Origin of the sequence: Pseudomonas granadensis, assembly GCF_900105485.1 — a bacterium.
Lineage (GTDB): Bacteria > Pseudomonadota > Gammaproteobacteria > Pseudomonadales > Pseudomonadaceae > Aquipseudomonas > Aquipseudomonas granadensis.
This window is the reverse complement of record NZ_LT629778.1, coordinates 1,618,853-1,644,627: the sequence shown is the minus strand read 5'-3', so window position 1 is coordinate 1,644,627 and position 25,775 is coordinate 1,618,853. Positions and strand designations below refer to the sequence as shown.

Annotated in this window: 20 protein-coding genes; 10 read left to right on the top strand and 10 right to left on the bottom strand. The window is 60.8% G+C overall.

Features of this window, described 5'->3' with window-relative positions; translation table 11 throughout:
- Positions 1 to 140: 140 nt before the first annotated feature.
- Positions 141 to 2,411 carry a bifunctional 23S rRNA (guanine(2069)-N(7))-methyltransferase RlmK/23S rRNA (guanine(2445)-N(2))-methyltransferase RlmL gene (gene rlmKL / locus BLU52_RS07355; protein WP_090282561.1) on the bottom strand — a complete coding sequence of 757 codons (2,271 nt, stop codon included), beginning with the start codon at positions 2,409 to 2,411 and terminating at the stop codon, positions 141 to 143.
- A 531-nt stretch (positions 2,412 to 2,942) separates the two neighbouring features.
- Here rlmKL and rmf point away from each other — a divergent pair.
- Complete coding sequence (gene rmf / locus BLU52_RS07350) at positions 2,943 to 3,158, top strand: ribosome modulation factor (RefSeq protein ID WP_003223300.1); 216 nt, start codon at positions 2,943 to 2,945, stop codon at positions 3,156 to 3,158.
- 257 nt (positions 3,159 to 3,415) lie between these two features.
- Here the strand turns inward: rmf and BLU52_RS07345 are convergent, their stop codons facing one another.
- Positions 3,416 to 4,435: a quinone-dependent dihydroorotate dehydrogenase gene (locus tag BLU52_RS07345; RefSeq protein ID WP_090282560.1), complete on the bottom strand. Its 1,020-nt coding sequence runs from the start codon at positions 4,433 to 4,435 to the stop codon at positions 3,416 to 3,418.
- A 222-nt stretch (positions 4,436 to 4,657) separates the two neighbouring features.
- Here BLU52_RS07345 and BLU52_RS07340 point away from each other — a divergent pair, with 222 nt between their 5' ends.
- The 8 genes from BLU52_RS07340 (at position 4,658) to cobA (ending at position 16,436) form a co-directional block, all read left to right on the top strand.
- A complete protein-coding gene (locus BLU52_RS07340) occupies positions 4,658 to 5,869 on the top strand; it encodes a CmpA/NrtA family ABC transporter substrate-binding protein (protein ID WP_090282559.1) in 1,212 nt (403 codons plus the stop codon).
- A 14-nt stretch (positions 5,870 to 5,883) separates the two neighbouring features.
- A complete protein-coding gene (locus BLU52_RS07335) occupies positions 5,884 to 6,459 on the top strand; it encodes an ANTAR domain-containing response regulator (RefSeq protein ID WP_090282558.1) in 576 nt (191 codons plus the stop codon).
- A 430-nt stretch (positions 6,460 to 6,889) separates the two neighbouring features.
- Complete coding sequence (locus tag BLU52_RS07325; protein WP_090282557.1) at positions 6,890 to 8,101, top strand: nitrate/nitrite transporter; 1,212 nt, start codon at positions 6,890 to 6,892, stop codon at positions 8,099 to 8,101.
- Between the two features lie 7 nt (positions 8,102 to 8,108).
- Positions 8,109 to 9,779: a bifunctional protein-serine/threonine kinase/phosphatase gene (locus BLU52_RS07320; protein WP_090282556.1), complete on the top strand. Its 1,671-nt coding sequence runs from the start codon at positions 8,109 to 8,111 to the stop codon at positions 9,777 to 9,779.
- Positions 9,780 to 10,191: 412 nt separating this feature from the next.
- Positions 10,192 to 12,645, top strand: a complete 2,454-nt coding sequence (gene nirB, locus BLU52_RS07315; RefSeq protein WP_090282555.1) for a nitrite reductase large subunit NirB — start codon at positions 10,192 to 10,194, stop codon at positions 12,643 to 12,645.
- Complete coding sequence (gene nirD, locus BLU52_RS07310) at positions 12,642 to 12,959, top strand: nitrite reductase small subunit NirD (protein ID WP_090282554.1); 318 nt, start codon at positions 12,642 to 12,644, stop codon at positions 12,957 to 12,959. Before nirB ends, nirD begins: the two co-directional genes overlap by 4 nt.
- Positions 12,959 to 15,673 (top strand): nitrate reductase, encoded by a 2,715-nt coding sequence (locus BLU52_RS07305; RefSeq protein ID WP_090282553.1) that lies wholly within the window; start codon positions 12,959 to 12,961, stop codon positions 15,671 to 15,673. Before nirD ends, BLU52_RS07305 begins: the two co-directional genes overlap by 1 nt.
- Before the next feature lie 13 nt (positions 15,674 to 15,686).
- Positions 15,687 to 16,436: a uroporphyrinogen-III C-methyltransferase gene (cobA, locus tag BLU52_RS07300; protein WP_090282552.1), complete on the top strand. Its 750-nt coding sequence runs from the start codon at positions 15,687 to 15,689 to the stop codon at positions 16,434 to 16,436.
- A 75-nt stretch (positions 16,437 to 16,511) separates the two neighbouring features.
- Here the strand turns inward: cobA and BLU52_RS07295 are convergent, their stop codons facing one another.
- From BLU52_RS07295 to ppsA, 8 genes are all read right to left on the bottom strand, one after another.
- Complete coding sequence (locus tag BLU52_RS07295; protein ID WP_016773833.1) at positions 16,512 to 17,546, bottom strand: OmpA family protein; 1,035 nt, start codon at positions 17,544 to 17,546, stop codon at positions 16,512 to 16,514.
- A 107-nt stretch (positions 17,547 to 17,653) separates the two neighbouring features.
- Complete coding sequence (sigX, locus tag BLU52_RS07290; protein ID WP_011333251.1) at positions 17,654 to 18,244, bottom strand: RNA polymerase sigma factor SigX; 591 nt, start codon at positions 18,242 to 18,244, stop codon at positions 17,654 to 17,656.
- Between the two features lie 90 nt (positions 18,245 to 18,334).
- Positions 18,335 to 19,159 (bottom strand): mechanosensitive ion channel family protein, encoded by an 825-nt coding sequence (locus BLU52_RS07285; protein WP_016773831.1) that lies wholly within the window; start codon positions 19,157 to 19,159, stop codon positions 18,335 to 18,337.
- A 2-nt stretch (positions 19,160 to 19,161) separates the two neighbouring features.
- A complete protein-coding gene (locus BLU52_RS07280) occupies positions 19,162 to 19,410 on the bottom strand; it encodes a CrfX protein (protein WP_090282551.1) in 249 nt (82 codons plus the stop codon).
- 63 nt (positions 19,411 to 19,473) lie between these two features.
- Positions 19,474 to 20,469, bottom strand: coding sequence for a zinc transporter ZntB (locus BLU52_RS07275; RefSeq protein ID WP_090282550.1), 996 nt, complete (start codon positions 20,467 to 20,469; stop codon positions 19,474 to 19,476).
- Positions 20,470 to 20,490: 21 nt separating this feature from the next.
- On the bottom strand, positions 20,491 to 20,982 hold the full coding sequence (gene rraA, locus BLU52_RS07270; RefSeq protein WP_090282549.1) for a ribonuclease E activity regulator RraA: 492 nt from the start codon (positions 20,980 to 20,982) through the stop codon (positions 20,491 to 20,493).
- A gap of 210 nt (positions 20,983 to 21,192) precedes the next feature.
- Positions 21,193 to 22,182 (bottom strand): alpha/beta fold hydrolase, encoded by a 990-nt coding sequence (locus BLU52_RS07265; protein ID WP_090282548.1) that lies wholly within the window; start codon positions 22,180 to 22,182, stop codon positions 21,193 to 21,195.
- A gap of 189 nt (positions 22,183 to 22,371) precedes the next feature.
- The gene (ppsA, locus tag BLU52_RS07260) at positions 22,372 to 24,747 is read right to left on the bottom strand and encodes a phosphoenolpyruvate synthase (protein WP_090282547.1); all 2,376 of its coding nucleotides are present in this window, start codon (positions 24,745 to 24,747) and stop codon (positions 22,372 to 22,374) included.
- Positions 24,748 to 24,921: 174 nt separating this feature from the next.
- On the opposite strand from ppsA, the gene ppsR reads away from it, so the two are divergent.
- On the top strand, positions 24,922 to 25,740 hold the full coding sequence (ppsR, locus tag BLU52_RS07255; RefSeq protein WP_016773826.1) for a posphoenolpyruvate synthetase regulatory kinase/phosphorylase PpsR: 819 nt from the start codon (positions 24,922 to 24,924) through the stop codon (positions 25,738 to 25,740).
- Positions 25,741 to 25,775: the final 35 nt, after the last annotated feature.

Sequence of the window (25,775 nt, the reverse complement as noted above, 5' to 3'; positions counted from 1 at the left end):
ACCACTCACTGCGCGAGCATTACGGGAAAACCCCATTGACCGTGTGTGAGTTATAGCTATTAGCCACTAATTTAGCTAGCGCGGGCGGATCCACGGAGCCTTTTAAAATCAAGGCTCTGAGGATCCAATCCCGGCAGGCGTCAACGAGCCGTGATTTTCCAGGCGCGGTGGATCCTGGTATTGCGGGCGAAATCCGGATCAATGGTCTGCGCACTGATTTCCTCGACCGCGTAACGCTCGGCGAGGTTGTCCTCCAACTGGAACTTGCGGAAGTTGTTGGAGAAATACAGCACGCCACCGGGTGCCAGACGCGCCATCGCCAGATCGATCAACTGCACCTGATCACGCTGCACGTCGAAGATGCCTTCCATGCGCTTGGAGTTAGAGAACGTCGGCGGGTCGATGAAGATCAGGTCGTACTCGTCGCGGCTGCTTTCCAGCCAGGCCATCACGTCGCTTTGCTCCAGACGGTTCTTGTCCGAGAAACCGTTCAGCGACAGGTTGCGGCGCGCCCAGTCCAGATAGGTTTTCGACAGGTCGACGCTGGTGGTGCTGCGCGCCCCGCCCTTGGCCGCGTGCACGCTGGCGGTCGCGGTGTAGCAGAACAGATTGAGGAAGCGCTTGCCGGCGGCCTCTTTCTGAATGCGCATGCGCATCGGCCGGTGGTCGAGGAACAGACCGGTGTCGAGGTAGTCGGTGAGGTTGACCAGCAGCTTCACTCCGCCTTCATTGACCTCGACAAACTTGCCCTGCGCCGCCTGACGCTCGTACTGTTTGGTGCCGCTTTGACGCTCGCGACGCTTGACCACCACGCGGCTCTTGTCGACGTTCAGCGCCTGCGGAATCGCTGCCAGCGCATCGAACATGCGCGCCGAGGCTTTTTCCGGGTCGATGGATTTCGGCGCGGCGTATTCCTGAACGTGCACCCAGTCGTGGTACAGGTCGATGGCCATCGCATACTCAGGCATGTCGGCATCGTAGACACGGTAGCAATCGATGCCTTCGCGCTTGACCCACTTGCCCATGGCCTTGAGATTCTTTTGCAGGCGGTTGGCAAACATCTGCCCGCCTTCGCTCAAGCGCGGCTGTTCGATCACCGGTGCCGGGGCTGGGGTCGGCTTGATCGGGTTGCCGTTCTTGTTGAACTTGCGTTCCTGCGGCTCGTCCGGGGTTTGATCGTAGGCCGCTTGTTCGCGCTCGGCCTGACGCTGTTCCGGGGTGCGCCGCTCGCCAGTGACGAACTGGTCCGGCAGGACCTTGATCAGCAGCAGCTTGCACGGCAGCGCGCCGTTCCAGAACGAATACTGTTTGTGGCTGCGGATGCCCATGCGCTTGCCCAGGTCCGGGGCACCGGTGAACACCGCCGCTTCCCAGTTCAGGCAGGCCTGACGCAGCCGCTCGCCGAGGTTCTGGTAGAGGTACAACAGACTGGCTTCGTCACCGAGACGCTCGCCGTACGGCGGGTTGCAGATGACCAGGCCTTTCTGGTTCTGGTCCGGACGCGGTTCGAACGTCGCGACTTCGCCCTGATAAATCTTGATCCACTCACTGAGACCGGCGCGTTCAACGTTGTTGCGCCCTGGCTGGATCAAACGCGGATCGGCTTCGTAACCGCGAATCCACAGCGGTGGCTTGGCCAGGCCGGCCGCAGCGCGTTCCACAGCTTCTTCGTGGAGTTTTTTCCACAACGCCGGAACGTGACCCAGCCAGGCGGTGAAGCCCCACTGCTCACGGCGCAGGTTGGGTGCCATGTCGGCGGCGATCATCGCCGCTTCGACGAGGAACGTACCAACACCGCACATCGGGTCAGCCAGTGCGCCGCCCTCGGCAGCAATGCGCGGCCAGCCGGAACGAATGAGGATTGCGGCCGCGAGGTTTTCCTTCAGCGGCGCCGCGCCCTGCTGCAAGCGATAGCCGCGCTGGTGCAGGCTGTGGCCGGAGAGGTCGAGAGAGAGGATCGCTTCGCCGCGATCCAGACGCAGGTGAATGCGCAGGTCCGGATTGAGCTTGTCGATCGACGGGCGGTCGCCCTGCGGCGTGCGCAGCTTGTCGACGATGGCGTCTTTGACTTTCAAGGCGCCGAAGTGGGTGTTGTCGATGCCCGAGCCGTGGCCGCTGAATTCGACGGCCAGGGTGCCGTCGCTGAGCATGTGGTCCTGCCAGTCGATGTCGAGCACGCCGTGGTACAGGTCTTCAGCGTCTTTCATCGGGAAGCGCTTGAGCACCAGCAACACGCGGTTGGCCAGACGCGACCAGAGGCACAGGCGATAAGCGGTTTCCATGGTCGCCATGCCACGCACGGCGGAAGTGTGCTCGCGCGCTTCTTCAAGGCCAAGCCCGACGGCTTCCTCGATGAGCAGGCCTTCAAGGCCTTTGGGGCAAGTGAGGAAGAGTTCGAAACGGTCGGACATGGTGATTTCCAAAGCCTTTGGCTAGTGGACCGGCAACGCATTGCCGATCCGGTTTTCAATCAGGCGCTTTTCTGAAAGAGCGCCCGCGTGGCACGAAGGTGTGCCGTTCCATCCCCGCTGCTCGGGTTAAAAGAGCTTAGATGCCGGGACAGATAAAAAAGTTGAGGCAACAAAATGTCTTGAAGTGACCCTTCGTCGCTTAGTACCTGAGCGCAAACGTGGGTCATTCTCACTAAAGAATTAACCCCATCATCCAGCGCGGCGCCGATCATACCGGGGTTTGCTCAACAAACGTTCAATTAATACGCGGTTACTTATTGCCATAGCATCCTTTCCGTTACGTGCTTATGACAAAACGGTCATTCCCTCGCTGTGACTCATTGGTTAGAACTGCATACAGGTTGACGTCGCAACGGCGTCAACACCTTGGCTCGCCACGCCGGCAGCGAGCCGCACCATGGCAGGTTTTTTCTGCCAGACCTCAATTGAGGTCAACGCGACACTACAGTCAACAAGTGAGGGAAACACCCTATGAGAAGACTTAAGCGTGATCCGTTGGAAAGAGCGTTTTTGCGCGGATATCAATATGGCGTTGGTGGCAAATCCCGTGAGCTTTGCCCATTTACTCTACCGTCGGTACGTCAAGCCTGGATCAACGGCTGGCGAGAAGGACGCGGCGACAACTGGGACGGTATGACCGGCACTGCGGGAATCCACAGACTCAACGAACTTCACGCCGTCGGCTGACACAGGGCATTTATTCCGACACGACAATCTGAATATGTAACGAATTAACCACGCACGTCCCTCCCGGACGGCGGGCTACGGCCCAGGGGCTCCTTCGAGGAGCCCTTTTTATTGCCTGCTATTTTTTCTGCCGAGCACATTACCTGTAGGAGTGAGCCTGCTCGCGATAGCGGTGGGTCAGTCATTGAAGATGTGACTGATATACCGCTATCGCGAGCAGGCTCACTCCTACAGGGGGGACGGGTGGGTCAGATGGCTCAGCGCAACGCGGCGATGGCGTCGACCGCTTCGCGAATCAGCGCCGGGCCTTTATAGATGAAGCCCGAATAAATCTGCACCAGGCTGGCACCGGCCTCGATCTTCTCGGCCGCGTGCTTGCCTTCGGTGATCCCGCCGGCGGCGATGATCGGCAAACGCCCGGCCAGCTCACCCGCCAGCACCTTCACGGTGTGGGTGCTCTTCTCGCGCACCGGTGCGCCGGACAGACCGCCCGCCTCGTCGCCATGCTCCATGCCTTCAACGCCCACCCGGCTGAGGGTGGTGTTGGTGGCGATCACCGCGTCCATGCCGGTTTCGATCAGCGCCTGCGCCACCTGCACGGTTTCTTCGTCGGTCATGTCCGGGGCGATCTTGATTGCCAGCGGCACATGCTTGCCGTGGCGCAGCGCCAGTTCGGCGCGGCGCGTGGCCAGGTCGGCGAGCAGCTGCTTGAGCGAATCACCGAACTGCAGGCTGCGCAGGCCCGGGGTGTTTGGCGAACTGACGTTAACCGTCACATAGCTGGCGTGGGCGTAAACCTTGTCGAGGCAGATCAGATAATCGTCGACTGCACGCTCGACCGGGGTGTCGAAGTTCTTGCCGATGTTGATGCCCAGCACGCCCTGGTATTTCGCTGCGGCGACGCGCGCCAGCAGGTTGTCGACGCCGAGGTTGTTGAAGCCCATGCGGTTGATGATCGCCCCGGCTTCCGGCAGGCGGAAAATCCGTGGTTTCGGATTACCCGGTTGTGGACGCGGGGTGACGGTGCCGATTTCGACAAAGCCAAAGCCCAGTTGCGCAAAGCCGTCGATGGCCGCGCCGTTCTTGTCCAGACCGGCCGCCAGCCCCACCGGGTTGGGAAACTCCAGGCCCATGACGGTTACCGGCACCTGCGCCGGCGCCTTGCAGAGCAAGCCGTTGAGGCCCAAACGTCCACCCGCGCCGATCAGATCCAGCGACAGATCGTGGGAGGTTTCCGGGGAAAGTTTGAACAACAGCTGACGGGCCAGGGTGTACATGGGCGGCGATGACTCGGGCGGCGAAAAGAGGCGGCGATTATAGCCGGGCATGGCCCTGCGGCGCGAGGCGCACGCGCAAATCGCGCCGGTGGCATATGCCTTGCACTTCCCGGGTTATCAACTCGCCGGCCAATGACGACCGGCGAGCACGGACAATGGCGTCGTCTACGGGATTTGCCTGGGCAAAGTCCGCGGCGGCGCTTTTTTTCGAGGTGGCGATGTATGAATGAACTGACGGTCGGGCCGCTGGCCTGGGTCAATGGCAGCGATGCGCCGGAAAAGAGCGCGATCAACCTCGGCTTCATGGCCCTGAGCGACTGCGCCTCGGTCGTCGTCGCGGCCACGCAGGGCTTTGCCCAGCCCTACGGCCTGACCCTGAACCTCAAGCGCCAGGCCTCCTGGGCCAACCTGCGCGACAAACTGGTCAGCGGCGAACTCGACGCCGCGCACAGCCTGTACGGGCTGATCTACGCCGTGCACCTGGGCATCGGCGGCGTCGCGCCGACCGACATGGCCGTGCTGATGGGTCTCAACCAGAACGGCCAGAGCCTGAACCTCTCGCGCGGTCTGCAAAACCTCGGCGTGAACAGTCCTGAAGCGCTCGACCGCCACGTGCACCAAAGCCGCGCAAAACTGACCTTCGCCCAGACCTTCCCCACCGGCACCCATGCGATGTGGCTGTATTACTGGCTGGCGAGTCAGGGCATCCATCCGTTGCAGGACGTCGACAGTGTGGTGGTGCCGCCGCCGCAAATGGTCGCGCACCTGCAAGCCGGGCGCATCGACGGTTTTTGCGTCGGCGAGCCGTGGGCCGCCAGCGCGGTGCAGCAGGACCTCGGTTTCACCCTCGCCACCAGCCAGACCATCTGGCCCGATCACCCGGAAAAGGTCCTCGGTTGCACCCGTGAATTCGTCGAGCAATACCCCAATACTGCACGGGCGCTGGTGATGGCGATTCTTGAGGCCAGCCGCTTCATCGAAGCCAGCCCGGAAAATCGCCGCAGCACCGCGCACCTGCTCAGCGCAGCAGAATATCTTGACACGCCGGTGGCGTGCATCGAACCGCGCTTTCTCGGCGACTATTCCGACGGCCTCGGCAATCGCTGGCAAGACCCGCACGCGCTGCGCTTTCATGGCAATGGCGAAGTCAACTTGCCGTACCTCTCCGATGGCATGTGGTTCATGACCCAGTTCCGCCGATGGGGTCTGCTGCGGAGCGACCCGGACTACCTCGCCGTGGCCCGTCAGGTTCAGCAACTGCAGCTGTATCGCGATGCCGCAACGGCGGTTGGCGTGGCCGCCTGGGGCACCGACATGCGCAGCAGCCAGTTGCTTGATGGCAAGGTCTGGGACGGCAGCGATCCGACCGGATACGCGCGCAGCTTCAAGCTGCACGCGCTGAACGACGACGCTCCCCTGCTTGTCCAGCGCTGACCGGAGGCCGCGACATGTTGCGTATTCTGCTGATCAACGACACCGCGAAAAAAGTCGGCCGTCTCAAGGCTGCATTGACCGAGGCCGGTTTCGAGGTGATCGACGAGTCCGGCCTGACCATCGACCTGCCCGCACGCGTCGAAACGGTGCGCCCGGACGTGATCCTGATCGATACCGAGTCACCGAGCCGCGATGTGATGGAGCAAGTGGTGCTGGTCAGCCGCGACCAGCCACGGCCGATCGTGATGTTTACCGACGAGCATGACCCCACGGTGATGCGCCAGGCGATCAAGTCCGGGGTCAGCGCCTACATCGTCGAAGGCATCCACGCTCAGCGCCTGCAGCCCATTCTCGACGTGGCGATGGTACGCTTTGAAAGCGACCAGGCGTTGCGCGCGCAGTTGCAGGCGCGGGACCAGCAACTGGCCGAGCGCAAGCGCATCGAGCTGGCCAAGGGTTTGTTGATGAAGATGAAGGATTGCAACGAGGAAGAGGCCTACACGCTGATGCGACGCCAGGCCATGAGCCGCCAGCAGAAGCTGATACAGGTGGCGGAGCAGATAATTGCCATGAGCGAATTGCTCGGCTGAGCTTTTGGTTGAACATCAAATGCCCCTCACCCTAGCCCTCTCCCGGAGGGAGAGGGAACTGATTGGGGGATGCTCTGGGAGTACGCCATCCTGTGTTTTCTGCTGTGAATCCATAATCGACTCGGTTGTTCAGGTCGGCGAAAAGCACAAGACAACCCGGTCAGTCCCCTCTCCCTCCGGGAGAGGGCTAGGGTGAGGGGCTTTTTGATTTTTCCCCTGTTGGCACAAATCTCGCTATGTAAAGGCACAGGTAACCAACGGCGGTTGCCCCACCCACGACAAAGACGTCGCTCACCCCATTCGCCCTTTAGCGAATCCGGTAGCGGCGTTTTTGCGTTTTGGCCCCACAGACCGGGGCCGGTGGTGCGGCCGTGCAGGCGCTCCACCTGCTGTGCATGACTCCCGAGAATCTTATCAGCTGAGGTGCGCGATGAATTCAAGCTTCTGGAAATCCGGCCACACCCCGACATTGTTCGCGGCCTTCCTGTATTTCGACCTGAGCTTCATGGTCTGGTACCTGCTCGGCCCGCTGGCGGTGCAGATTGCCACCGACCTGCAACTGACCACCCAACAACGCGGCCTGGTTGTCGCCACGCCGATTCTCGCCGGCGCGGTGCTGCGCTTCGCCATGGGCATGCTGGCCGATCGGCTGTCGCCGAAGACTGCCGGGCTGATCGGTCAAGTCATTGTTATCTGCGCACTGTTCGGCGCGTGGAAACTCGGTATTCACAGTTACGAGCAGGCGCTGATCCTCGGCCTCTTCCTCGGCATGGCCGGCGCGTCGTTTGCCGTGGCCCTGCCGCTGGCCTCGCAATGGTACCCGCCAGAGCATCAAGGCAAAGCCATGGGCATTGCCGGTGCGGGCAACTCCGGGACAGTATTCGCCGCGCTGCTCGCGCCAGTGATTGCCGCCGCGTTCGGTTGGAGCAATGTCTTTGGCTTTGCGCTGATCCCGCTGATCCTGACGTTGGTGCTGTTCGCCTTGCTGGCGAAAAACGCCCCGCAGCGGCCGAAACCAAAGGCCATGGCCGATTACTTCAAAGCCCTTGGCGACCGCGATAGCTGGTGGTTCATGTTTTTCTACAGCGTGACCTTCGGCGGCTTCATCGGCCTAGCCAGCGCCCTGCCCGGCTACTTCAACGATCAATACGGTTTGAGCCCGGTGACCGCCGGTTATTACACCGCGGCCTGCGTGTTCGGCGGCAGCCTGATGCGCCCACTGGGTGGTGCGCTGGCCGATCGCTTCGGTGGCATCCGCACGTTGCTGGCGATGTACACCGTCGCCGCCATCTGCATCGCTGCCGTCGGCTTCAATCTGCCAAGTTCCTACGCGGCGCTGGCGCTTTTCGTCTGCACCATGCTCGGTCTGGGCGCCGGCAACGGTGCGGTGTTTCAACTGGTGCCGCAGCGTTTTCGTCTGGAAATCGGTGTGATGACCGGTTTGATCGGCATGGCCGGCGGCATCGGCGGTTTCGCTTTGGCGGCTGGCATGGGCGCAATCAAACAGAGCACCGGCAGCTATCAACTGGCGCTGTGGTTGTTCGCCAGCCTCGGCGTACTGGCATGGTTTGGCCTGCATGGCGTCAAGCGTCGCTGGAGGACTACCTGGGGTTCGGCAGCGGTGACGGCGGCGCGGGTCTGAGGCGTCGATGGCTCTGCAACTGAGCTTTGCCGAAGCCAGCGCCACCGGCCCGCGCGCGGAGAATCAGGACGCGCTGCGTTCGGTGACGCCGGCGCCAGCGCTGGCAGCCAGTAAAGGTTATCTGTTCGCCATCGCCGACGGCGTCAGCCAGTGCGCCGATGGCGGCCTCGCCGCGCGTTCGACCTTGCAGGCGCTGGCGCTGGACTACTACGCCACGCCGGAAACCTGGAGCGTGGCGCAAGCGCTGGATCGTCTGTTGCTCGCGCAAAACCGCTGGCTGCAGGCCAATGGCGGCGGGCAACCGCTGCTGACCACGGTCAGTGCGCTGGTGCTGCGCGGGCGGCGCTTCACCCTCGCCCATGTCGGCGATTGCCGGGTGTATCGCTGGCACGCCGACACGTTGCAGCGCATCTCCGAGGATCACGTCTGGGACCAGCCGGGTATGCAACATGTCCTCAAGCGCGCGCTGGGACTGGACCAGCACCTGGTGCTGGATTTTCTCGATGGTGAACTGCACGAAGGCGAAAGCTTCGTGCTGCTCAGCGATGGCGTCTGGTCGACGCTGGGCGACACCGCAATCGCGGCGATTCTGCGTGATCAACCGGATCTGACGAACGCCGCACAAACGCTGATCAACGCCGCACATCTGGCCGGCAGTCAGGACAACGCCAGCGCCTTGCTGGTGCGCGTCGATGCGCTCGGTGAGTCGAGCATTGGCGACGCCTTGATTCATCTGCAGCAATGGCCGTTGCCGCCGCCACTGAAACCCGGCCAATCATTCGAAGACTGGCAAGTGCAACGCATTGTTGCGCAGAGCCAGCAATCGCTGCTGTACCGGGTCGCCGATGGCCAGGGCCAGTCGTGGCTGTTGAAAACCCTGCCGGCGCATCTGGCGGACGATCCGCAAGCCGGGCAAGCGCTGCTGTCCGAAGAATGGTTTCTCAGGCGCGTCGCCGGCCGGCACTTCCCCGAAGTGCATGCCTGCCCGCAGCGCCAGCATCTGTATTACGTGATGCGCGAATACCCGGGAACGACTCTCGCCCAATTGTTTCAACAACACGGCCCGCTGCCGCTGGCGCAGTGGCAGGACATCGCCGAGCGCTTGCTGCGCGCGGTCGGCCTGCTGCATCGGCGGCAAATCCTGCACCGCGACATCAAACCGGAAAACCTGCATTGGGGCGATGACGGCGAATTGCGTCTGCTGGACTTTGGCCTCGCCTACTGCCCCGGTCTGTCGCAGGACGCGCCGTCGACGCTGCCGGGAACCCCGAGTTTCATTGCCCCGGAAGCCTTTCGCGGCGATTCGCCGAGCGTGCAGCAGGATTTGTATGCAGTCGGCGTGACCCTGTATTACCTGCTCACCGGGCATTTTCCCTACGGCGAGATCGAAGCGTTTCAGCGGCCGCGATTTGGCGTGCCGGTAAGCCCCAGTCGGTTTCGCCCGGATCTGCCGGAATGGCTGGCGCAGAGTCTGGAGCGCGGCGTCGCGGCCGATCCGCAGCAGCGCTTTGAAACGGCGGAAGAATGGTTGCTGCTGCTGGAACAGGGCGAGCGGCGCAGTTTGAGTGTGCGGCCCAGACCTTTGCTGGAGCGGGAGCCGTTGAAGGTCTGGCGGACCATGGCGCTGGTGGCCTTGTTGGGGAATGTGGTGCTGCTTGTGCTGTTGTTTCACAGTTGAAACCGAGTTGCGGCTATCGCGAGCAGGCTCACTCCTACAATTTACAATGCGTTCCCCTGCAGGAGTGCGCCTGCTCGCGATGACGCCAGTTCCGCCACTGCAGATCTTCCAGTTGAATGCGCCACGAACGAGCAACACGCCTCCAATCGGTGCAAAAACCACCCTTCATTTTCAACCGATCCCCAATAAACCGGCCATTTCCCAAGTTGGCACAACCACTGCATTACTCCTCTCAACACACACATAAAGCCCAACCTTCAACGACGAAGGCTGGGCTCCCCGAGAGAACGGGACCAGGACAAAGGCGTCCTCGCTAGGCAACTAGCGGGACGCCTTTTTTTGTTTGCGCAAAATTTGTCGAGCACGGCCCGACGGCCCACCAGAGGCCCGCCGCAGCTCCCCGGAGAACCTGATGAAAAAACTCAAACTGGTGATGATCGGCAATGGCATGGCCGGGGTTCGCACCCTCGAAGAACTGCTGAAACTGAGCAACGAGCTGTACGACATCACGGTCTTCGGCGCCGAACCGCACACCAACTACAACCGCATCCTGCTGTCGCCGGTGCTCGCCGGTGAGCAGACCTTCGAAGAGATCGTGCTCAACGACCTCGACTGGTACCTGGAAAACAACATCAAGCTGCTGCTCAACCGCAAAGTGGTGGAGATCGACCGGGTCAAGCGCCGGGTGATCGCCGAGGACGGCAGCGAAGCCGAGTATGATCGCCTGCTGATCGCCACCGGCTCGACGCCGTTCATCCTGCCGATCCCCGGCAACACCCTGCAGGGCGTGATCGGTTACCGCGACATTGCCGACACCCAGGCGATGATCGACACCGCCAAAACCCATAAGCACGCCGTGGTCATCGGCGGCGGCCTGCTCGGCCTCGAAGCGGCCAACGGCCTGATGCTGCGCGGCATGCACGTCACCGTGGTGCATCTCGGTGAATGGCTGCTGGAACGGCAACTGGACAAAACCAGCGGCCAGCTTCTGCAATCGGCGCTGGAATCGCGCGGGCTGCACTTTCGCCTGTGCGAACAGACCCAGGCCTTGCACGACGCCGGCAATGGCCGGGTCGGCTCGGTGCAGTTCAAGAATGGCGACATCATCCCGGCCGATCTGGTGGTCATGGCGGCCGGCATTCGCCCCAACACCGAACTGGCGGAAAAGGCCGGCATCCCGTGCAACCGCGGGATTCTGGTCAACGACACCCTGCAAACCTACGACCCGCGTATCTATGCGATCGGCGAATGCGCCAGCCACCGCGGCATCGCCTACGGCCTGGTGGCGCCGCTGTTCGAACAGGCCAAGGTCTGCGCCAACCACCTCGCGCAACTGGGCTTCGCTCGTTATCAGGGCTCGGTGACCTCGACCAAACTCAAAGTCACCGGCATCGACCTGTTCTCCGCTGGCGACTTCATGGGCGGCGAAGGCACCGAGACCATCACACTCTCCGACCCGATCGGCGGCGTGTACAAAAAACTGGTAATCAAGGATGACGTGCTGGTCGGCGCCTGTCTGTACGGCGATACGGCAGATGGCGGTTGGTATTTCCGGCAGATTCGTGAGAATCATGCCATTGGCGAGATCCGCGATCACTTGATGTTCGGCGAAAACGCTTTAGGCGACGTAGGACATCAAGGCCAGGACAAAGCCATGGTCATGGCCGACAGCGCCGAAGTCTGCGGTTGCAACGGCGTGTGCAAAGGCACCATCGTCAAGGCGATTCAGGAACACGGCCTGTTCAGCGTCGACGAAGTGAAGAAACACACCAAGGCTGCCAGCTCCTGCGGTTCCTGCGCCGGCCTGGTCGAGCAGATCCTCATCAATACCGTCGGCGGCGCGGCGGACGTCAAACCGAAAAGCGAAAAAGCCATTTGCGGTTGCAGCGACCTCAACCACGGCCAGATCCGCCAGGCGATTCGCCAGGAGCACCTGCTGACCATCGCCGACACCATGAGCTACCTGAACTGGCGCACGCCCAACGGCTGTGCGACCTGCCGCCCGGCGCTCAACTACTATCTGATTTCCACCTGGCCGGGCGAAGCCAGGGACGATCCGCAATCGCGCCTGATCAACGAACGCGCCCACGCCAACATTCAAAAGGACGGCACGTATTCGGTGGTGCCACGGATGTGGGGCGGCGTGACCAATCCTTCGGAGCTGCGGCGCATCGCTGACGTCGCCGACAAATATCAGGTGCCGATGGTCAAGGTCACCGGCGGCCAGCGCATCGATTTGCTGGGGATCAAAAAGCAGGACCTGCCCGGCGTGTGGAAGGACCTCGACATGCCATCCGGCCACGCCTACGGCAAATCCATCCGCACCGTGAAGACTTGCGTTGGCAGCGAGTTCTGCCGCTTCGGCACGCAGAATTCAACGCAACTGGGCATCGACCTCGAGCACGACCTGTTCAACATGTGGTCGCCGCACAAGGTCAAACTCGCGGTCTCCGGCTGCCCGCGCAATTGCTCGGAAGCGGGCATCAAGGACGTCGGCATCATCGGCGTCGATTCCGGTTGGGAGATGTACATCGGCGGCAACGGCGGGATCAAAACCGAAGTCGCCGAGTTCTTCGTCAAACTGAAAACCGCCGATGAAGTGCGCGAATACAACGGCGCGTTTCTGCAGCTGTATCGCGAAGAAGCTTTCTACCTCGAGCGCACCGTGCACTACCTGCAACGGGTCGGCATGGAGCACATAAAGAAGAGCGTGCTCGAGGACGCCGAGCGCCGCAAAGCTTTGAACGAGCGCCTGCAATTCTCCCTGTCGTTCGAACAGGACCCATGGAAAGAGCGTCTGGCGCAGCCGCAACTGAAGAAAGAATTTGACGTGATCCCTGTGAAAAACCTGGAGGTGCCGGCATGAACTGGCTCGATATCTGTGCCCTCGACGAGATCAATGCCCTCGGCTCGCGGATCATTGCCGGGCCGAAAGGTGACATTGCGATTTTTCGTACAAGCGACGATGAGGTTTTCGCCCTCGACGACCGCTGCCCGCACAAAGGCGGACCGCTGTCGCAAGGCCTGATCTACGGCAAGCGCGTGGCCTGCCCGCTGCACAACTGGCAGATCGATCTCGAGTCCGGCGAAGCCCAGGCGCCGGACGTTGGCTGCGCCCATCACCATCCGGCGCGGGTCGAAAACGGTCGGGTGCAATTGGCCCTGCGGGACGCCATCTGATGAACCGCCAGACGACCGCCTCGACCTGCTGCTATTGCGGGGTCGGCTGCGGCGTACTGATCGAGCATGACGGCGAGCGCATCCTCGGCGTCAGCGGCGATCCGGCGCACCCGGCCAACTTCGGCAAACTGTGCAGCAAAGGCTCGACCCTGCACCTGACCGGCGACCTCGCCGCCCGCGCGCTCTACCCAGAGCTGCGCCTGGGCAAAGGTCTGGCGCGCAGCCGCACAGACTGGGGCACCGCGCTGGAACATGCCGCCAATGTTTTCGCCGAAAGCATTTCCGAGCACGGCCCGGACAGCGTGGCGTTCTACATCTCCGGGCAGTTGCTCACCGAGGATTACTACGCGTTCAACAAACTCGCGCGGGCACTGGTCGGCACCAACAACATCGACAGTAATTCACGCCTGTGCATGTCTTCGGCCGTGGTCGGCTACAAACGCAGCCTCGGCGCCGACGCGCCACCCTGCAGTTATGAAGATCTGGAGCTGAGCGATTGCGTGATGATCGTCGGCAGTAACATGGCCTACGCCCATCCGGTGCTGTTCCGTCGGCTGGAAGACGCCAAAGCGCGGCGACCGCAGATGAAAGTCATCGTCATCGATCCACGGCGCACCGACACCTGTGATCTGGCGGACCTGCACTTGGCGATTCTGCCGGGTACCGATGTCGCGTTGTTTCATGGGATTTTGCACCTGCTGCTGTGGGAAGACTGGGTCGACCGCGATTTCATCAAGGCACACACCGAAGGTCTGGCCGAATTGAAGAATCTGGTCCGCGACTACGCCCCGCAAATGGTCTCGCAACTGTGCGGCATCAGTGTCGAGCAGTTGCAGCAGTGCGCCGAATGGGTCGGTACGTCCCCGAGCTTTCTGTCGCTGTGGTGCATGGGCTTGAATCAGTCCACCGCCGGCAGCGCGAAAAACAGCGCGCTGATCAATCTGCACCTGGCCACCGGGCAAATCGGCCGGCCGGGCGCAGGACCTTTCTCCCTGACCGGTCAGCCGAACGCCATGGGCGGGCGCGAAACCGGCAGCCTGTCGAATCTGCTGCCCGGCCACCGCGATGCGGCCAACCCGCAGCATCGGGCCGAAGTAGCGCAATACTGGGGCGTGGAAAGTTTGCCGGAAGCGCCCGGCCTCAGCGCCATCGAACTGTTCGAAAACCTGCGCAGCGGCAAGATCAAGGCGCTGTGGATTGCCTGTACCAACCCGGCGCAATCAATGCCGGACCAAAGCGCGGTGCGCGCGGCCCTCGAGACCTGCCCGTTCGTGGTGTTGCAGGAAGCGTTTCGCACCACCGAAACCGCCGCCTTCGCAGACCTGCTGCTGCCTGCCGCCAGCTGGGGCGAGAAAGAAGGCTCGGTGACCAACTCCGAGCGGCGCATTTCCCACGTTCGCCAGGCGATTGTCCCACCGGGTGAAGCACGGCCGGACTGGGCGATCACCGTGGATTTCGCCCAGCGGCTGGAGCTCCGTCTGCGTGCGCAGCAGCCGAGTCTGTTTGCCTTCGCTGAGCCGGCGCAATTGTTCGATGAATTCAAAGGCCTGACCCGCGACCGCGATCTCGACCTGTCCGGCATCAGCCATGCGCTGATTGACCAGATCGGCCCCCAACAGTGGCCCTTCCCGATCGGTGCCCGCCAAGGCACCTCACGCTTGTACACCGACGGGGTTTTTCCTACCGCCAGCGGTCGCGCGCAATTCATCGCCGAGCCGTATCGTGCCGCCAGGGAGCAACGCGATGCACGCTTCCCGCTGACCCTGCTCACCGGGCGCCTGCGCGATCAGTGGCACGGCATGAGCCGCACCGGCACCGCTGCGCAACTGTTCGGCCATGTCAGCGAAGCGGTGTTGAGCCTGCATCCCGAGGAGATGCGCCGGCACCGTCTGCAACCGGGCGATCTGGTCAATCTGAAAAGCCGTCGTGGCGCGGTGATTGTCGCGGTCGGCAGCGATGACAGCGTGCGTCCCGGTCAGGCGTTTTTGCCGATGCACTGGGGCGATCGTTTTCTCAAGGGCGGCGTGAACAACCTGACTCAGCCGGCCTTCGATCCACTGTCGAAACAACCGGAACTGAAACACAGCGGTGTGCGCCTGGAGCCGGTCAATCTGCCGTGGCAACTGTTCGCCCTGATCGAGGGCGATGTGCAACGGCATTTCGAGACGCTACGACCGCTCTGCGAGGCGTTTTCCTACGTCAGCCTCAGCCTTGTCGGACGCGAACGTCCGGCGCTGCTGATACGCGCTGGCAGCCAAGAGGCGCCGGATGCGCCATTGCTCGCGCAAATCGATCAGTGTCTGTCACTGATTGACGGTCCGGTCCTCGCTTACGACGATCCACGCCGCGCCATCGGCAAGCGCGTGCGCATCGAGAATGGTCGGATTACCGCGATTCGTCTGGCCGGCGAAACCCTCGCGCAGCACTGGCTGCAAGGTTTGTGGCTGGAGGGTCGTGCCGACGAACAATTGCGCCGTTGGCTGCTGGCGCCGATGAGTGCGCCGCCGGGCAATGCCGGCGTGCAGATGGCCGCCAACAAGACTTTGTGCAACTGCGAAAACGTCAGCCTCAACGCCGTCTGCGCTGGCATTCGCCAGGGTCTGGATCTGCAGGGTCTGAAAAATCAATTGGGCTGCGGCACGCAATGCGGCTCGTGCGTCCCGGAAATCAAACGCTTGCTGGCCGCCGATGTGCAGCCGGCCGCCGTCATCTGATGAGGAAAACACCATGAATGCAAAAGTCTGGCTGGTGGGTGCAGGTCCTGGTGATCCGGAATTGCTGACCCTCAAAGCGGTACGCGCGTTGCGCGCGGCCGATGTGGTGCTGATCGACGACCTGGTCAACGAAGCGGTGCTGGAACACTGCCCTGACGCGCGGATCATCAGCGTGGGCAAACGTGGCGGTTGTCGCTCGACCCCGCAGGCGTTCATCCACCGGCTGATGCTGCGTTACGCGCGCCACGGCAAATGCGTGGTGCGGCTCAAGGGTGGCGATCCGTGCATTTTCGGCCGTGGCGGTGAAGAAGCGCAGTGGCTGCGCGAGCGCGGCGTCGAAGTGGAACTGGTCAACGGCATCACCGCGGGCCTGGCCGGCGCCACGCAATGCGATATTTCCCTGACCTTGCGCGGCATCGCAAGAGGCGTAACGCTGGTGACCGCGCACACTCAGGACGACAGCCAACTGAACTGGCAGGCACTGGCCCAGAGCGGGACGACGCTGGTGATCTACATGGGTGTGGCCAAACTGGGCGAGATTCGCGAGCAACTGCTGGCCGGAGGGATGGCGGCGGATACGCCGGTGGCGATGATCGAAAATGCTTCACTGCCGCAGCAGCGCGAATGCCGCAGTGACTTGAGCACCATGAGCGAAGATGCCCGACTGTTCGAGCTGAAAAGCCCTGCAATCCTGGTGATCGGGGCAGTCGCAGCCGCAACTCAGTCTGCGCAGAATGATCTGCCTTCGGTGGCGATGGCCTGAAGATACATCGTCTCAGCAAATCGCAGACAAAGAAAAGCCCGGCCTAAGCCGGGCTTTTCTCAGAGCGGCAGCTAATTACTTAGCTTGAGCTTCAACCTGCGCTTCTACGCGACGGTTAACAGCACGGCCAGCGTCAGTTTTGTTGTCAGCAACTGGGCGGGATTCGCCGTAGCCAACAGACTGAACGCGGGACGATTCAACACCGTACTGGTTGGTCAGAACTTGCTTAACGGCGTTTGCACGACGCTCGGACAGTTTCTGGTTGTAAGCGTCAGGACCGACGGAGTCAGTGTGACCTTCAACAGTAGTGGTGGTGGATGGGTACTGCTTCATGAAGTCAGCCAGGTTCTTGATGTCGCCGTAGCTGTTTGGCTTGACGACCGACTTGTCGAAGTCGAATTTCACGTCCAGCTCAACACGAACAACTTCAGCAACTGCTGGGCAGCCATCAGCGTCAACAGTTACGTTGGCTGGGGTGTCCGGGCACTTGTCAACGTTGTCGCAAACGCCATCGTTGTCGCTGTCGGAGCAGACTTCAGCAGGTGCTGGAACTGGAGCAGCAGCAGGCTTGGAGCCGCCACCGAAGTTCACACCGATACCGACGCTAGGAGCCCACTCGGTGTCGCCCTGGTCGATGTTGTATTGAGCTTCAACGCCAGCACGGGCGTAGAAGTTCTCGGTGAAGTACAGCTTGGCACCGCCGCCAACGTTGGCGAAGGTGGAACGGTTACGACCGTTCGAACCGTTCTGGTCGATGCTCTGGTCAGAGAAACCGGCCGAAACGTATGGACGAATCATGTCGCCTGGGTTGTTGAAGTGGTACAGAGCGTCCAGAGCGGTGTTAGCGCCTTTGACGTTCTTGCCATCGTCGGCACGTACGTTGTGCACTTCGTCGTAGCCCAGACGCAGTTCTACGTCGTCGGTCAGGAAGTAACCGATCGAACCGCCGAACAGGTTGCCGTTATTCTTGAAGTTACGAGCGCTGTCGAATTGTTCTTTCTTGGCGAAGCCTTCGATTTCAACTGCGCCTTGGCCTTGTGCCAGAGCGCCGAACGAAGTGGCGGCAATCAGAGAACCAATGGCCAAGCCCAAGGTGTTTTTCAGTTTCATCCGTTAAATCCCCATCTGGTGATTGTGAAGCAGTCCCGCAAACCGGGGGACAACTCGGCGGCAAGTCTATCAGAACTTGCCTACACGTAAGAGATATTTGCGCTGAACTAAGTTTCAGCAATGCCTGCAAATTTCTCACGCAATTTATCTAGAGCGCGTTTGTAACGCATTTTTGTCGCACTCAAACCCATATGCATGATGTCTGCGATCTCCTGAAACTCCAGCTCTGCGACAAATCGTAGCACCAGAATTTCGCGGTCAATCGGATTCACATACACCAGCCAGCGATCAAGCCCACCCTTTTCCTCCGGTTTCGGCGCCTTTTCTTCAGACGCTTCTTCAAGAGGGTCCAGGCTGAGAGCGTCCATCAAGCGACGCTTACGCCGTTCCTTCCGATACTGCGTGATGCATTCGTTGTAAGTGATGCTGTAAAGCCAGGTTTTGAACTTCGATTTCCCCTCGAAGTTCTTCAGGCCATACAGCACCTTCAGCATCACTTCCTGACAGACATCGTCTGCGTCGCGATCGTTCCCAAGATATCTCGCACAGACATTAAATAATGTTCGCTGGTAACGCCGCATCAATTCTTCGTAAGCGCGCGTTACGTGAAAAAGCTCGGTGTGCGAGCGCGCGACCAACTCCTCGTCAGAGAGCTCGCGGGGGTCGTAGCGCGTGGATAGCGTTTGGGCTTTATTCAAAACAAGTCGTGCCGACAGTCAGGTCAATGTCCACCGCAGCCAGCCTTGGCTGGCATTTTGCGGCGGCATACATTAGCAGGGTTTGCCGGTTTAGCGGCTACTCACATGCTGTTCCAGCAGGATCCGATTGGAGAGAGAGACTAGCTCACCCTCATCGGTCAGCAATGTGGTTTTAACCGTGCCGATCTCTTCGATCTGGCCTTCGACCTCGCCAACACGCACTTGTTGCCCAACCTCGTACAACTCACGCACATAGATTCCCGCAAGAATCTGCCCGGCTATTTCCCGGCTTCCCAAACCCATGGCCAGCGCAACTGCCAGACCAACGGTAATCAATACGATGACAATCACATGGTTCAGCAGGTCGGTCTTGACCTCGAGCTGACTGATCGCCACCGAGATACTGATGATGATCACCAGACCCTGCGCGATACGCCCCAGCCCGGAAGCGTAGTCCAGACCTACACCTTCCGCCGCTCCGCGTACCAGGCCGTTGGCCAATTGCGCGAGCAACACACCAACCAGCAACACCAGCGCGGCGCCGAAAACTTTTGGCAGATACAGCGCCAGCATGTCCAGCGTAGCTGAAACTCGTTCAAGGCCAAGGGATTCTGCTGCAGAAACCAGGAAGATCAGCAGAACGAACCAATAAACGATTTTACCGATCAGGGTCGAGATCGGCACTTGCAGCCCGGCACGCGACATCAGCTTGGTCAGACCCGTGCCGCCCATCAGGCGATCGAGGCCCAATTTGGCCAGCAACTTGGAGAGCAAGGTGTCGAGCAGCTTGGCCACGACGAAACCCAGCAGCAGCACAACCAGTGCGCCGAACAGGTTCGGAATGAAATTAGCGACTTTGGTCCACAACGCAGTCATTGCAGTGACGAGGCTCTGAGTCCAGAGATCAAGTTCCATATTCAATCAGCCTTATCAGCAGTGCGAACAGCAGGTTTACGAAGACGGGAAACCGGCGAAACATGCGCCGAGCCATTGTTCAGGGCGATCATCAGCGCGGGCAGCCAGCGGCCCAGCAGGCTGAACAGGTCACCGGCGCCGACCTGGCGGTTGGCGGTTTTGAGTACGCGGCCCAGACAGGCATCGTCGTCGCGGCTGGACGGCGAGGCGTTGAGCATGTCGCGCAAAGACTGTTCAAACGGATCGTGCATACGCACCTCTCGTGATGTCTGTGAAAGACGCGGGCAGATTTGGTCGGGTCACATGCGGCCTCTTCATACCCAGCGCAAACGACGGAACAACCACCACTGGCCCAGGGCCATGGCGAGCACCGTCAAGCAGGCGATCAGGAAGCCATAAGGGCTTTCAGCAAACGGAATGCCGCCGACATTGATACCCAGCAGACCGGTGAAAAAACTCATCGGCAAAAAGATGCAGGTAATGATCCCGAAGCGATACATCGTGCGATTCATACGCACGCTCAACCGCCGGTCTTCGGCCTCCAGCACAAGCCCCACGCGCTCCCGGGTCAATTCCAGCTCTTCCAGATAGCGGGTCAGGCTGTTGTTCAGTTCGTTCCAGTAATCGGCATCGTCATCGACGAACCATGGCAGTTTTATCCGCGTCAGCTGGCCAAAAATATCCCGTTGCGGCGCGAGAAAACGCTTGAGCCCTGCCGCCCGGCGACGGATGTGCAAAACCGAGACATGCTCGGGGGTATACCGTTCGTCGGCATCCATTTTTTCTTCTTCCTCATCGGCGATTTCCGAGAGGCAGGTGACCAGATCCTGCACTTTATTGGTGAGGAACTGCGCCAGATAAAGGATCAGTTCGGAAGCCGTCCTGGGGCCTTTGCCCTCGGCCAATTGCGCGAGCAATTCATCGGTGGCCCGCAATGGCCGCAAACGCAGGGAAATCACCCGTTGGGCGGAAGCGAAAATCCGCACCGACACCATGTCTTCCGGCTCGGCACCCGGATTGAGGTTGACCCCGCGCAAAAACAGCAGCAATTCGGACTCGGGCAGCGGCAACAGGCGTGGTCGGGTGTTCTCTTCCAGCAGCAGGTCGCAGCTGAACTCGTTGAGTCCGCTGGATTTGCGCAGCCAGGTCTGGGTCTGCGGATGGCTGCGATCCCAATGCAGCCACAGGCTTTCGTGCGCCTGCAGCTGCAGATCGTCAAGTTCCGTCCGGGCTATCGAACGCGCACCGCCCTTACCGTCCAGCACCAGGGCATGCACCAGCCCCCACTGCGCGTTTTCTTCCTCGAACATCCGCATCCCTTGTCGAAAAGCTTATTCAGGCATCTGCAGCGGACTCGGCGAAACGATCACGCCGTTGTTGTCCGCATAGACATAGTGGCCCGGATGGAAAGTCACGCCGGCGAAGGTCACCGCGACGTTGAGGTCGCCGATGCCGCGCTTTTCGGTCTTCATCGGGTGGCTGGCCAGCGCCTGCACGCCGAGATCGGTTTGAGCCAAGACATCGACGTCACGGATGCAACCGTAGATCACCATGCCTTCCCAACCGTTTTTTGCAGCTTTTTCGGCAATCATGTCGCCCAACAGCGCACGGCGCAGCGAGCCACCGCCGTCGACCACCAGCACTTTGCCGGTGCCGTCGAGTTCAGCCTGTTCCTTGACCAGCGAGTTGTCTTCGAAGCATTTGATGGTCACGATTTCGCCGCCGAAGGAATCACGGCCGCCGAAATTGCTGAACATCGGTTCCAGCACCTGCACCAGCTCCGGGTAGGCGTCGCACAGGTCAGGCGTAAGGTAATGGTTCATCGAAAAACTCCTGTAAAAAGCAAGACGATCAAGAATGCCGCATTCTGATGAGACGAGTCCGGCCAGTCGCTGTTTACCTTAGCCCACGCCATGGTCGCTGAGCGAACCTGAACACAGCCTGAAACGTAATCGCTAAACAGCCACAAAATATGACCGGAACCGCACAACGCGTCATATCTTAGCCGCAAGCCAGGCTGAACGGAACGCCCCTTACACCGCAGCGGCCAGATCCGCCGCTTGCGCCAGCAATGGCGTCTGCTGATCGTTCAGCCAGCGCGCCACCAGAGGCCATACTTCTGTCTGCGCCGCTTTGCTGACCAGCATTTCGATATGGCCGAAATTGTCGCTGAAGCCTTGCTCGCGCCCCAGATTGACGAACTGCTTGTGCTCGGAGCCGATCTGCTCGAACAACTTGCGACAGGCCCATGCCGGGTCCTGATGATCGCCCGCCGCCGTCACCGCCAACACCGGCACCCGAACATCGGCGAGCCCGGCCCACCAATCCTTGTCCTTGTCGCCAAAGCGGCCGAACAAGCCGTACCAGCGCATGCTTTCGATGGCCAGGCCGATCGGTTCGTCTTCCGGGCCGCGCCGCAGGCGTGATCCGGACAACTGCGCGAAACGCTTGAGAATGAAGCGACTGCCCCACTCCAGCGGCGGAATTTTCAGCGGCCAGTACGTGCGGCTGACCTGCGTGCCGAAAAACGCCGCCGACGCCACCGCCGGTTCGCCCAGATATTCGCCGCCCAGCGCCGCCGCCAGGGTAATCCCACCCAGCGAATGGCCGATCCAGTGCGGAATCTGCCCACTTTGCTCACGCACGAACGCGGCAATCGCCGGCAGATCGTAACGCGCGTAGTCGGCGACCCGGTTGCGCCGATAGTCCTCGTTACGCTGCGACAGACCGTGGCCGCGCATCTCTGGAATCCACACGTCGAAACCCAGCCGCGTCAGGTACGCGCCCAGGCCCAGACCTTTGGGGGAAAACCAGAAACGTCGATTGGAAAAACTGCCGTGCAGCAGAATCACCGGCACGCCACGCGGCGCCGAGTCATCGGCCATGCCCAGGCGGGTGACGGCGATTTCCACGGACCAGTCGGGGCTATTGCCGGGTTTGAGTCGATACACGTCTTCGCTCAGATCACCGCGCCGTTCGGCGCTGATCAGGGCGACAGGAAACAGGTTGCTGCTGCTTTGCATAATGCTCTTGCACAAAAAAGGGCGGCACCTACAAGAGCCCGCCCTACTTCAATCAAAAAGGCCCCTCCCCCTTGTAGGAGTGAGCCTGCTCGCGATGGCGGTGTGTCATTCGAATCAATCTTGACTGTCATGACGCTATCGCGAGCAGGCTCACTCCTACAGGGGGGGGAGCGGGCCGTTACAGATCCATCAAGCCGGGGCCTGACCTTCAGCGAGGAAGAACCAGGTTTCCAGCACGGTGTCCGGGTTCAGCGACACGCTTTCGATGCCCTGCTCCATCAGCCATTTGGCCAGGTCCGGGTGGTCCGAAGGGCCCTGACCGCAGATACCGATGTACTTGCCGGCCTTGTTGCAAGCCTGGATCGCGTTGGCCAGCAGCTTCTTGACCGCCGGATTTCGCTCGTCGAACAGGTGCGCGATGATACCGGAATCGCGGTCCAGGCCCAGGGTCAACTGAGTCAGGTCGTTGGAACCGATCGAGAAGCCGTCGAAGAACTCAAGGAATTCGTCAGCCAGAATCGCGTTGGATGGCAGTTCGCACATCATGATCACGCGCAAACCGTTGTCGCCACGGGCCAGGCCGTTTTCGGCGAGCAGGTCCACGACCTGGCTGGCTTCGCCAAGCGTACGGACGAACGGCACCATGATTTCGACGTTGGTCAGGCCCATCTCGTTGCGCACACGTTTCAGCGCACGGCATTCGAGTTCGAAGCAGTCGCGGAACGATTCGCTGATGTAACGCGAAGCGCCACGGAAGCCCAGCATCGGGTTTTCTTCTTCCGGCTCGTAGAGCTTGCCGCCGATCAGGTTGGCGTATTCGTTGGACTTGAAGTCCGACAGACGCACGATGACTTTCTTCGGTGCGAACGCCGCAGCCAAAGTACTGATGCCTTCAACCAGTTTCTCGACATAGAAACCGACTGGATCGTCATAACCGGCGATGCGCTTGTCGACGCTTTCCTTGATTTCCTGCGGCAGACCGTCGTAGTTCAGCAGCGCCTTCGGGTGGACGCCGATCATGCGGTTGATGATGAATTCCAGACGGGCCAGGCCGACGCCGGCATTCGGCAGCTGCGCGAAGTCAAAGGCGCGGTCCGGGTTGCCGACGTTCATCATGATCTTGAACGGCAGCTCCGGCATGGCGTCGACGGAGTTCTTCTTGATGTCGAAGCCTAGTTCACCTTCGAAGATGTAACCGGTGTCGCCTTCGGCGCAGGACACTGTCACGCCTTGGCCATCCTTCAGCAGCTGGGTGGCGTTGCCGCAACCGACCACGGCCGGAATGCCCAGCTCGCGAGCAATGATCGCCGCGTGGCAGGTACGCCCGCCACGGTTGGTAACGATGGCGCTGGCGCGCTTCATCACCGGTTCCCAGTCCGGGTCGGTCATGTCGGAGACCAGCACGTCGCCCGGCTGGACCTTGTCCATCTCGGAAACGTCTTTGATGATCCGCACCTTGCCGGCGCCGATGCGCTGGCCGATGGCGCGACCTTCTACCAGCACGGTGCCGGTTTCTTTCAGCAGGTAACGTTCCATGACGTTGGCCTGGGTGCGGCTTTTCACGGTTTCCGGACGCGCCTGCACGATGTACAGCTTGCCGTCGTCACCGTCCTTGGCCCACTCGATGTCCATCGGGCAGCCGTAGTGCTTCTCGATGATCATCGCCTGCTTGGCCAGTTCGCTGACTTCAGCGTCGGTCAGGCAGAAACGTGCGCGTTCAGCCTTGTCGACATCGACGGTCTTGACCGAACGACCGGCCTTGGCCTCGTCGCCATAGATCATTTTGATGGCTTTGCTGCCCAGGTTGCGACGCAGGATCGCCGGACGACCGGCCTCCAGCGTGCCTTTATGTACGTAGAACTCATCCGGGTTGACCGCGCCTTGTACGACGGTTTCGCCCAGGCCGTAGGCGCCGGTGATGAACACCACGTCACGGAAGCCGGATTCGGTATCGAGAGTGAACATCACGCCAGCGGTGCCGGTTTCCGAACGCACCATGCGCTGCACGCCCGCCGACAGGGCAACCAGTTTGTGGTCGAAGCCCTGATGCACGCGGTAGGAAATCGCCCGGTCGTTGAACAGCGAAGCGAACACCTCTTTGGCGGCGCGGATGACGTTTTCCACACCACGGATGTTCAGGAAGGTTTCCTGCTGACCGGCGAAGGACGCGTCCGGCAGGTCTTCGGCGGTGGCGGAGGAACGCACGGCCACAGCGACATCAGGATTGCCGGCCGACAGCGCGGCGAACGCGGTGCGGATCTCGGTGTTGAGTTTTTCAGGGAATTCGGCGTCCATGATCCATTGACGGATCTGCGCGCCAGTCTTGGCCAGGGCATTGACGTCGTCGACGTCGAGCGCGTCGAGGGCCTTGTGGATCTGCTCGTTGAGGCCGCTCAGTTCGAGGAAGTCACGATAGGCCTGAGCCGTCGTGGCGAAGCCGCCGGGGACCGAAACACCGGCGCCTGCCAGGTTACTGATCATCTCGCCCAGGGATGCGTTCTTGCCCCCCACATGCTCAACATCGTGTTTGCCGAGCTTATCGAGGGAAACTACGTACTCTACCAAGGTGATCTCTCCACTAACTGTGTTGGAAAAGCTCAGAAGCCGGCGGCCCGGGGGAGCCTTGGCCGGCTGTATGGCCTGGACTTGGAAAATAAGTGAGAATGCGGGCCAATCGCGGCCGACAAATCGCGCCTATCATATCCAAGAATGCTCATTAGTCTAAGGCCCAAGGTGCAAATGAAACGATCCGCTTTCTTCATCTCCGATGGCACCGGCATCACTGCCGAAACCCTGGGTCAAAGTCTTCTGGCGCAGTTCGAAAACATTACCTTCAGCAAGTTCACGCGGCCGTACATCGACAGCGTTGAAAAAGCGCGGGCCATGGTACAACAAATCAACAAAGCCGCTGAAACCGACGGCTTTCGGCCGATCATCTTCGACACCATCGTCAATCAGGACATTCGTGAGATTCTCGCAACGTCCAATGGTTTCATGATCGACATTTTCTCGACCTTCCTCGCCCCGCTCGAACAGGAGCTGACCGAGCATTCGTCGTACACCGTCGGCAAGTCGCATTCGATCGGGCACAACTCCAACTACATGGAGCGCATCGAGGCGGTGAACTTCGCCCTCGACAACGACGACGGCGCCCGCACCCACTATTACGACAAAGCCGATCTGATACTAGTCGGCGTGTCGCGATGCGGCAAAACGCCGACGTGTTTGTACATGGCAATGCAGTTCGGCATCCGCGCGGCCAACTATCCGTTGACCGAAGACGACATGGAGCGCCTGACCCTGCCGACCGCCCTGCGCGCCCATCAGCACAAGCTGTTCGGCCTGACCATCGACCCGGACCGCCTCACCGCCATCCGCAACGAGCGCAAGCCCAACAGCCGCTATTCGAGCTACGCCCAGTGCGAATTCGAAGTGCGCGAGGTGGAAAACCTGTTCCGCCGCGAGAACATCCCGCACATCAATTCCACTCATTTTTCCGTGGAAGAGATTTCCGCGAAGATTCTGGTGGAAAAAGGGGTTGAGCGGCGGTTCAAGTAGATGTCTGTTGTCTGAAGGACCGCTATCGCGAGCAG

Coding starts and splice junctions, on each gene's coding strand:
- rlmKL (WP_090282561.1), bottom strand. CDS start 2,411: ATGTCCGACCGTTTCGAACTCTTCCTCACTTGCCCCAAAGGCCTTGAA.
- rmf (WP_003223300.1), top strand. CDS start 2,943: ATGAGAAGACTTAAGCGTGATCCGTTGGAAAGAGCGTTTTTGCGCGGA.
- BLU52_RS07345 (WP_090282560.1), bottom strand. CDS start 4,435: ATGTACACCCTGGCCCGTCAGCTGTTGTTCAAACTTTCCCCGGAAACC.
- BLU52_RS07340 (WP_090282559.1), top strand. CDS start 4,658: ATGAATGAACTGACGGTCGGGCCGCTGGCCTGGGTCAATGGCAGCGAT.
- BLU52_RS07335 (WP_090282558.1), top strand. CDS start 5,884: ATGTTGCGTATTCTGCTGATCAACGACACCGCGAAAAAAGTCGGCCGT.
- BLU52_RS07325 (WP_090282557.1), top strand. CDS start 6,890: ATGAATTCAAGCTTCTGGAAATCCGGCCACACCCCGACATTGTTCGCG.
- BLU52_RS07320 (WP_090282556.1), top strand. CDS start 8,109: ATGGCTCTGCAACTGAGCTTTGCCGAAGCCAGCGCCACCGGCCCGCGC.
- nirB (WP_090282555.1), top strand. CDS start 10,192: ATGAAAAAACTCAAACTGGTGATGATCGGCAATGGCATGGCCGGGGTT.
- nirD (WP_090282554.1), top strand. CDS start 12,642: ATGAACTGGCTCGATATCTGTGCCCTCGACGAGATCAATGCCCTCGGC.
- BLU52_RS07305 (WP_090282553.1), top strand. CDS start 12,959: ATGAACCGCCAGACGACCGCCTCGACCTGCTGCTATTGCGGGGTCGGC.
- cobA (WP_090282552.1), top strand. CDS start 15,687: ATGAATGCAAAAGTCTGGCTGGTGGGTGCAGGTCCTGGTGATCCGGAA.
- BLU52_RS07295 (WP_016773833.1), bottom strand. CDS start 17,546: ATGAAACTGAAAAACACCTTGGGCTTGGCCATTGGTTCTCTGATTGCC.
- BLU52_RS07285 (WP_016773831.1), bottom strand. CDS start 19,159: ATGGAACTTGATCTCTGGACTCAGAGCCTCGTCACTGCAATGACTGCG.
- BLU52_RS07280 (WP_090282551.1), bottom strand. CDS start 19,410: ATGCACGATCCGTTTGAACAGTCTTTGCGCGACATGCTCAACGCCTCG.
- BLU52_RS07275 (WP_090282550.1), bottom strand. CDS start 20,469: ATGTTCGAGGAAGAAAACGCGCAGTGGGGGCTGGTGCATGCCCTGGTG.
- rraA (WP_090282549.1), bottom strand. CDS start 20,982: ATGAACCATTACCTTACGCCTGACCTGTGCGACGCCTACCCGGAGCTG.
- BLU52_RS07265 (WP_090282548.1), bottom strand. CDS start 22,182: ATGCAAAGCAGCAGCAACCTGTTTCCTGTCGCCCTGATCAGCGCCGAA.
- ppsR (WP_016773826.1), top strand. CDS start 24,922: ATGAAACGATCCGCTTTCTTCATCTCCGATGGCACCGGCATCACTGCC.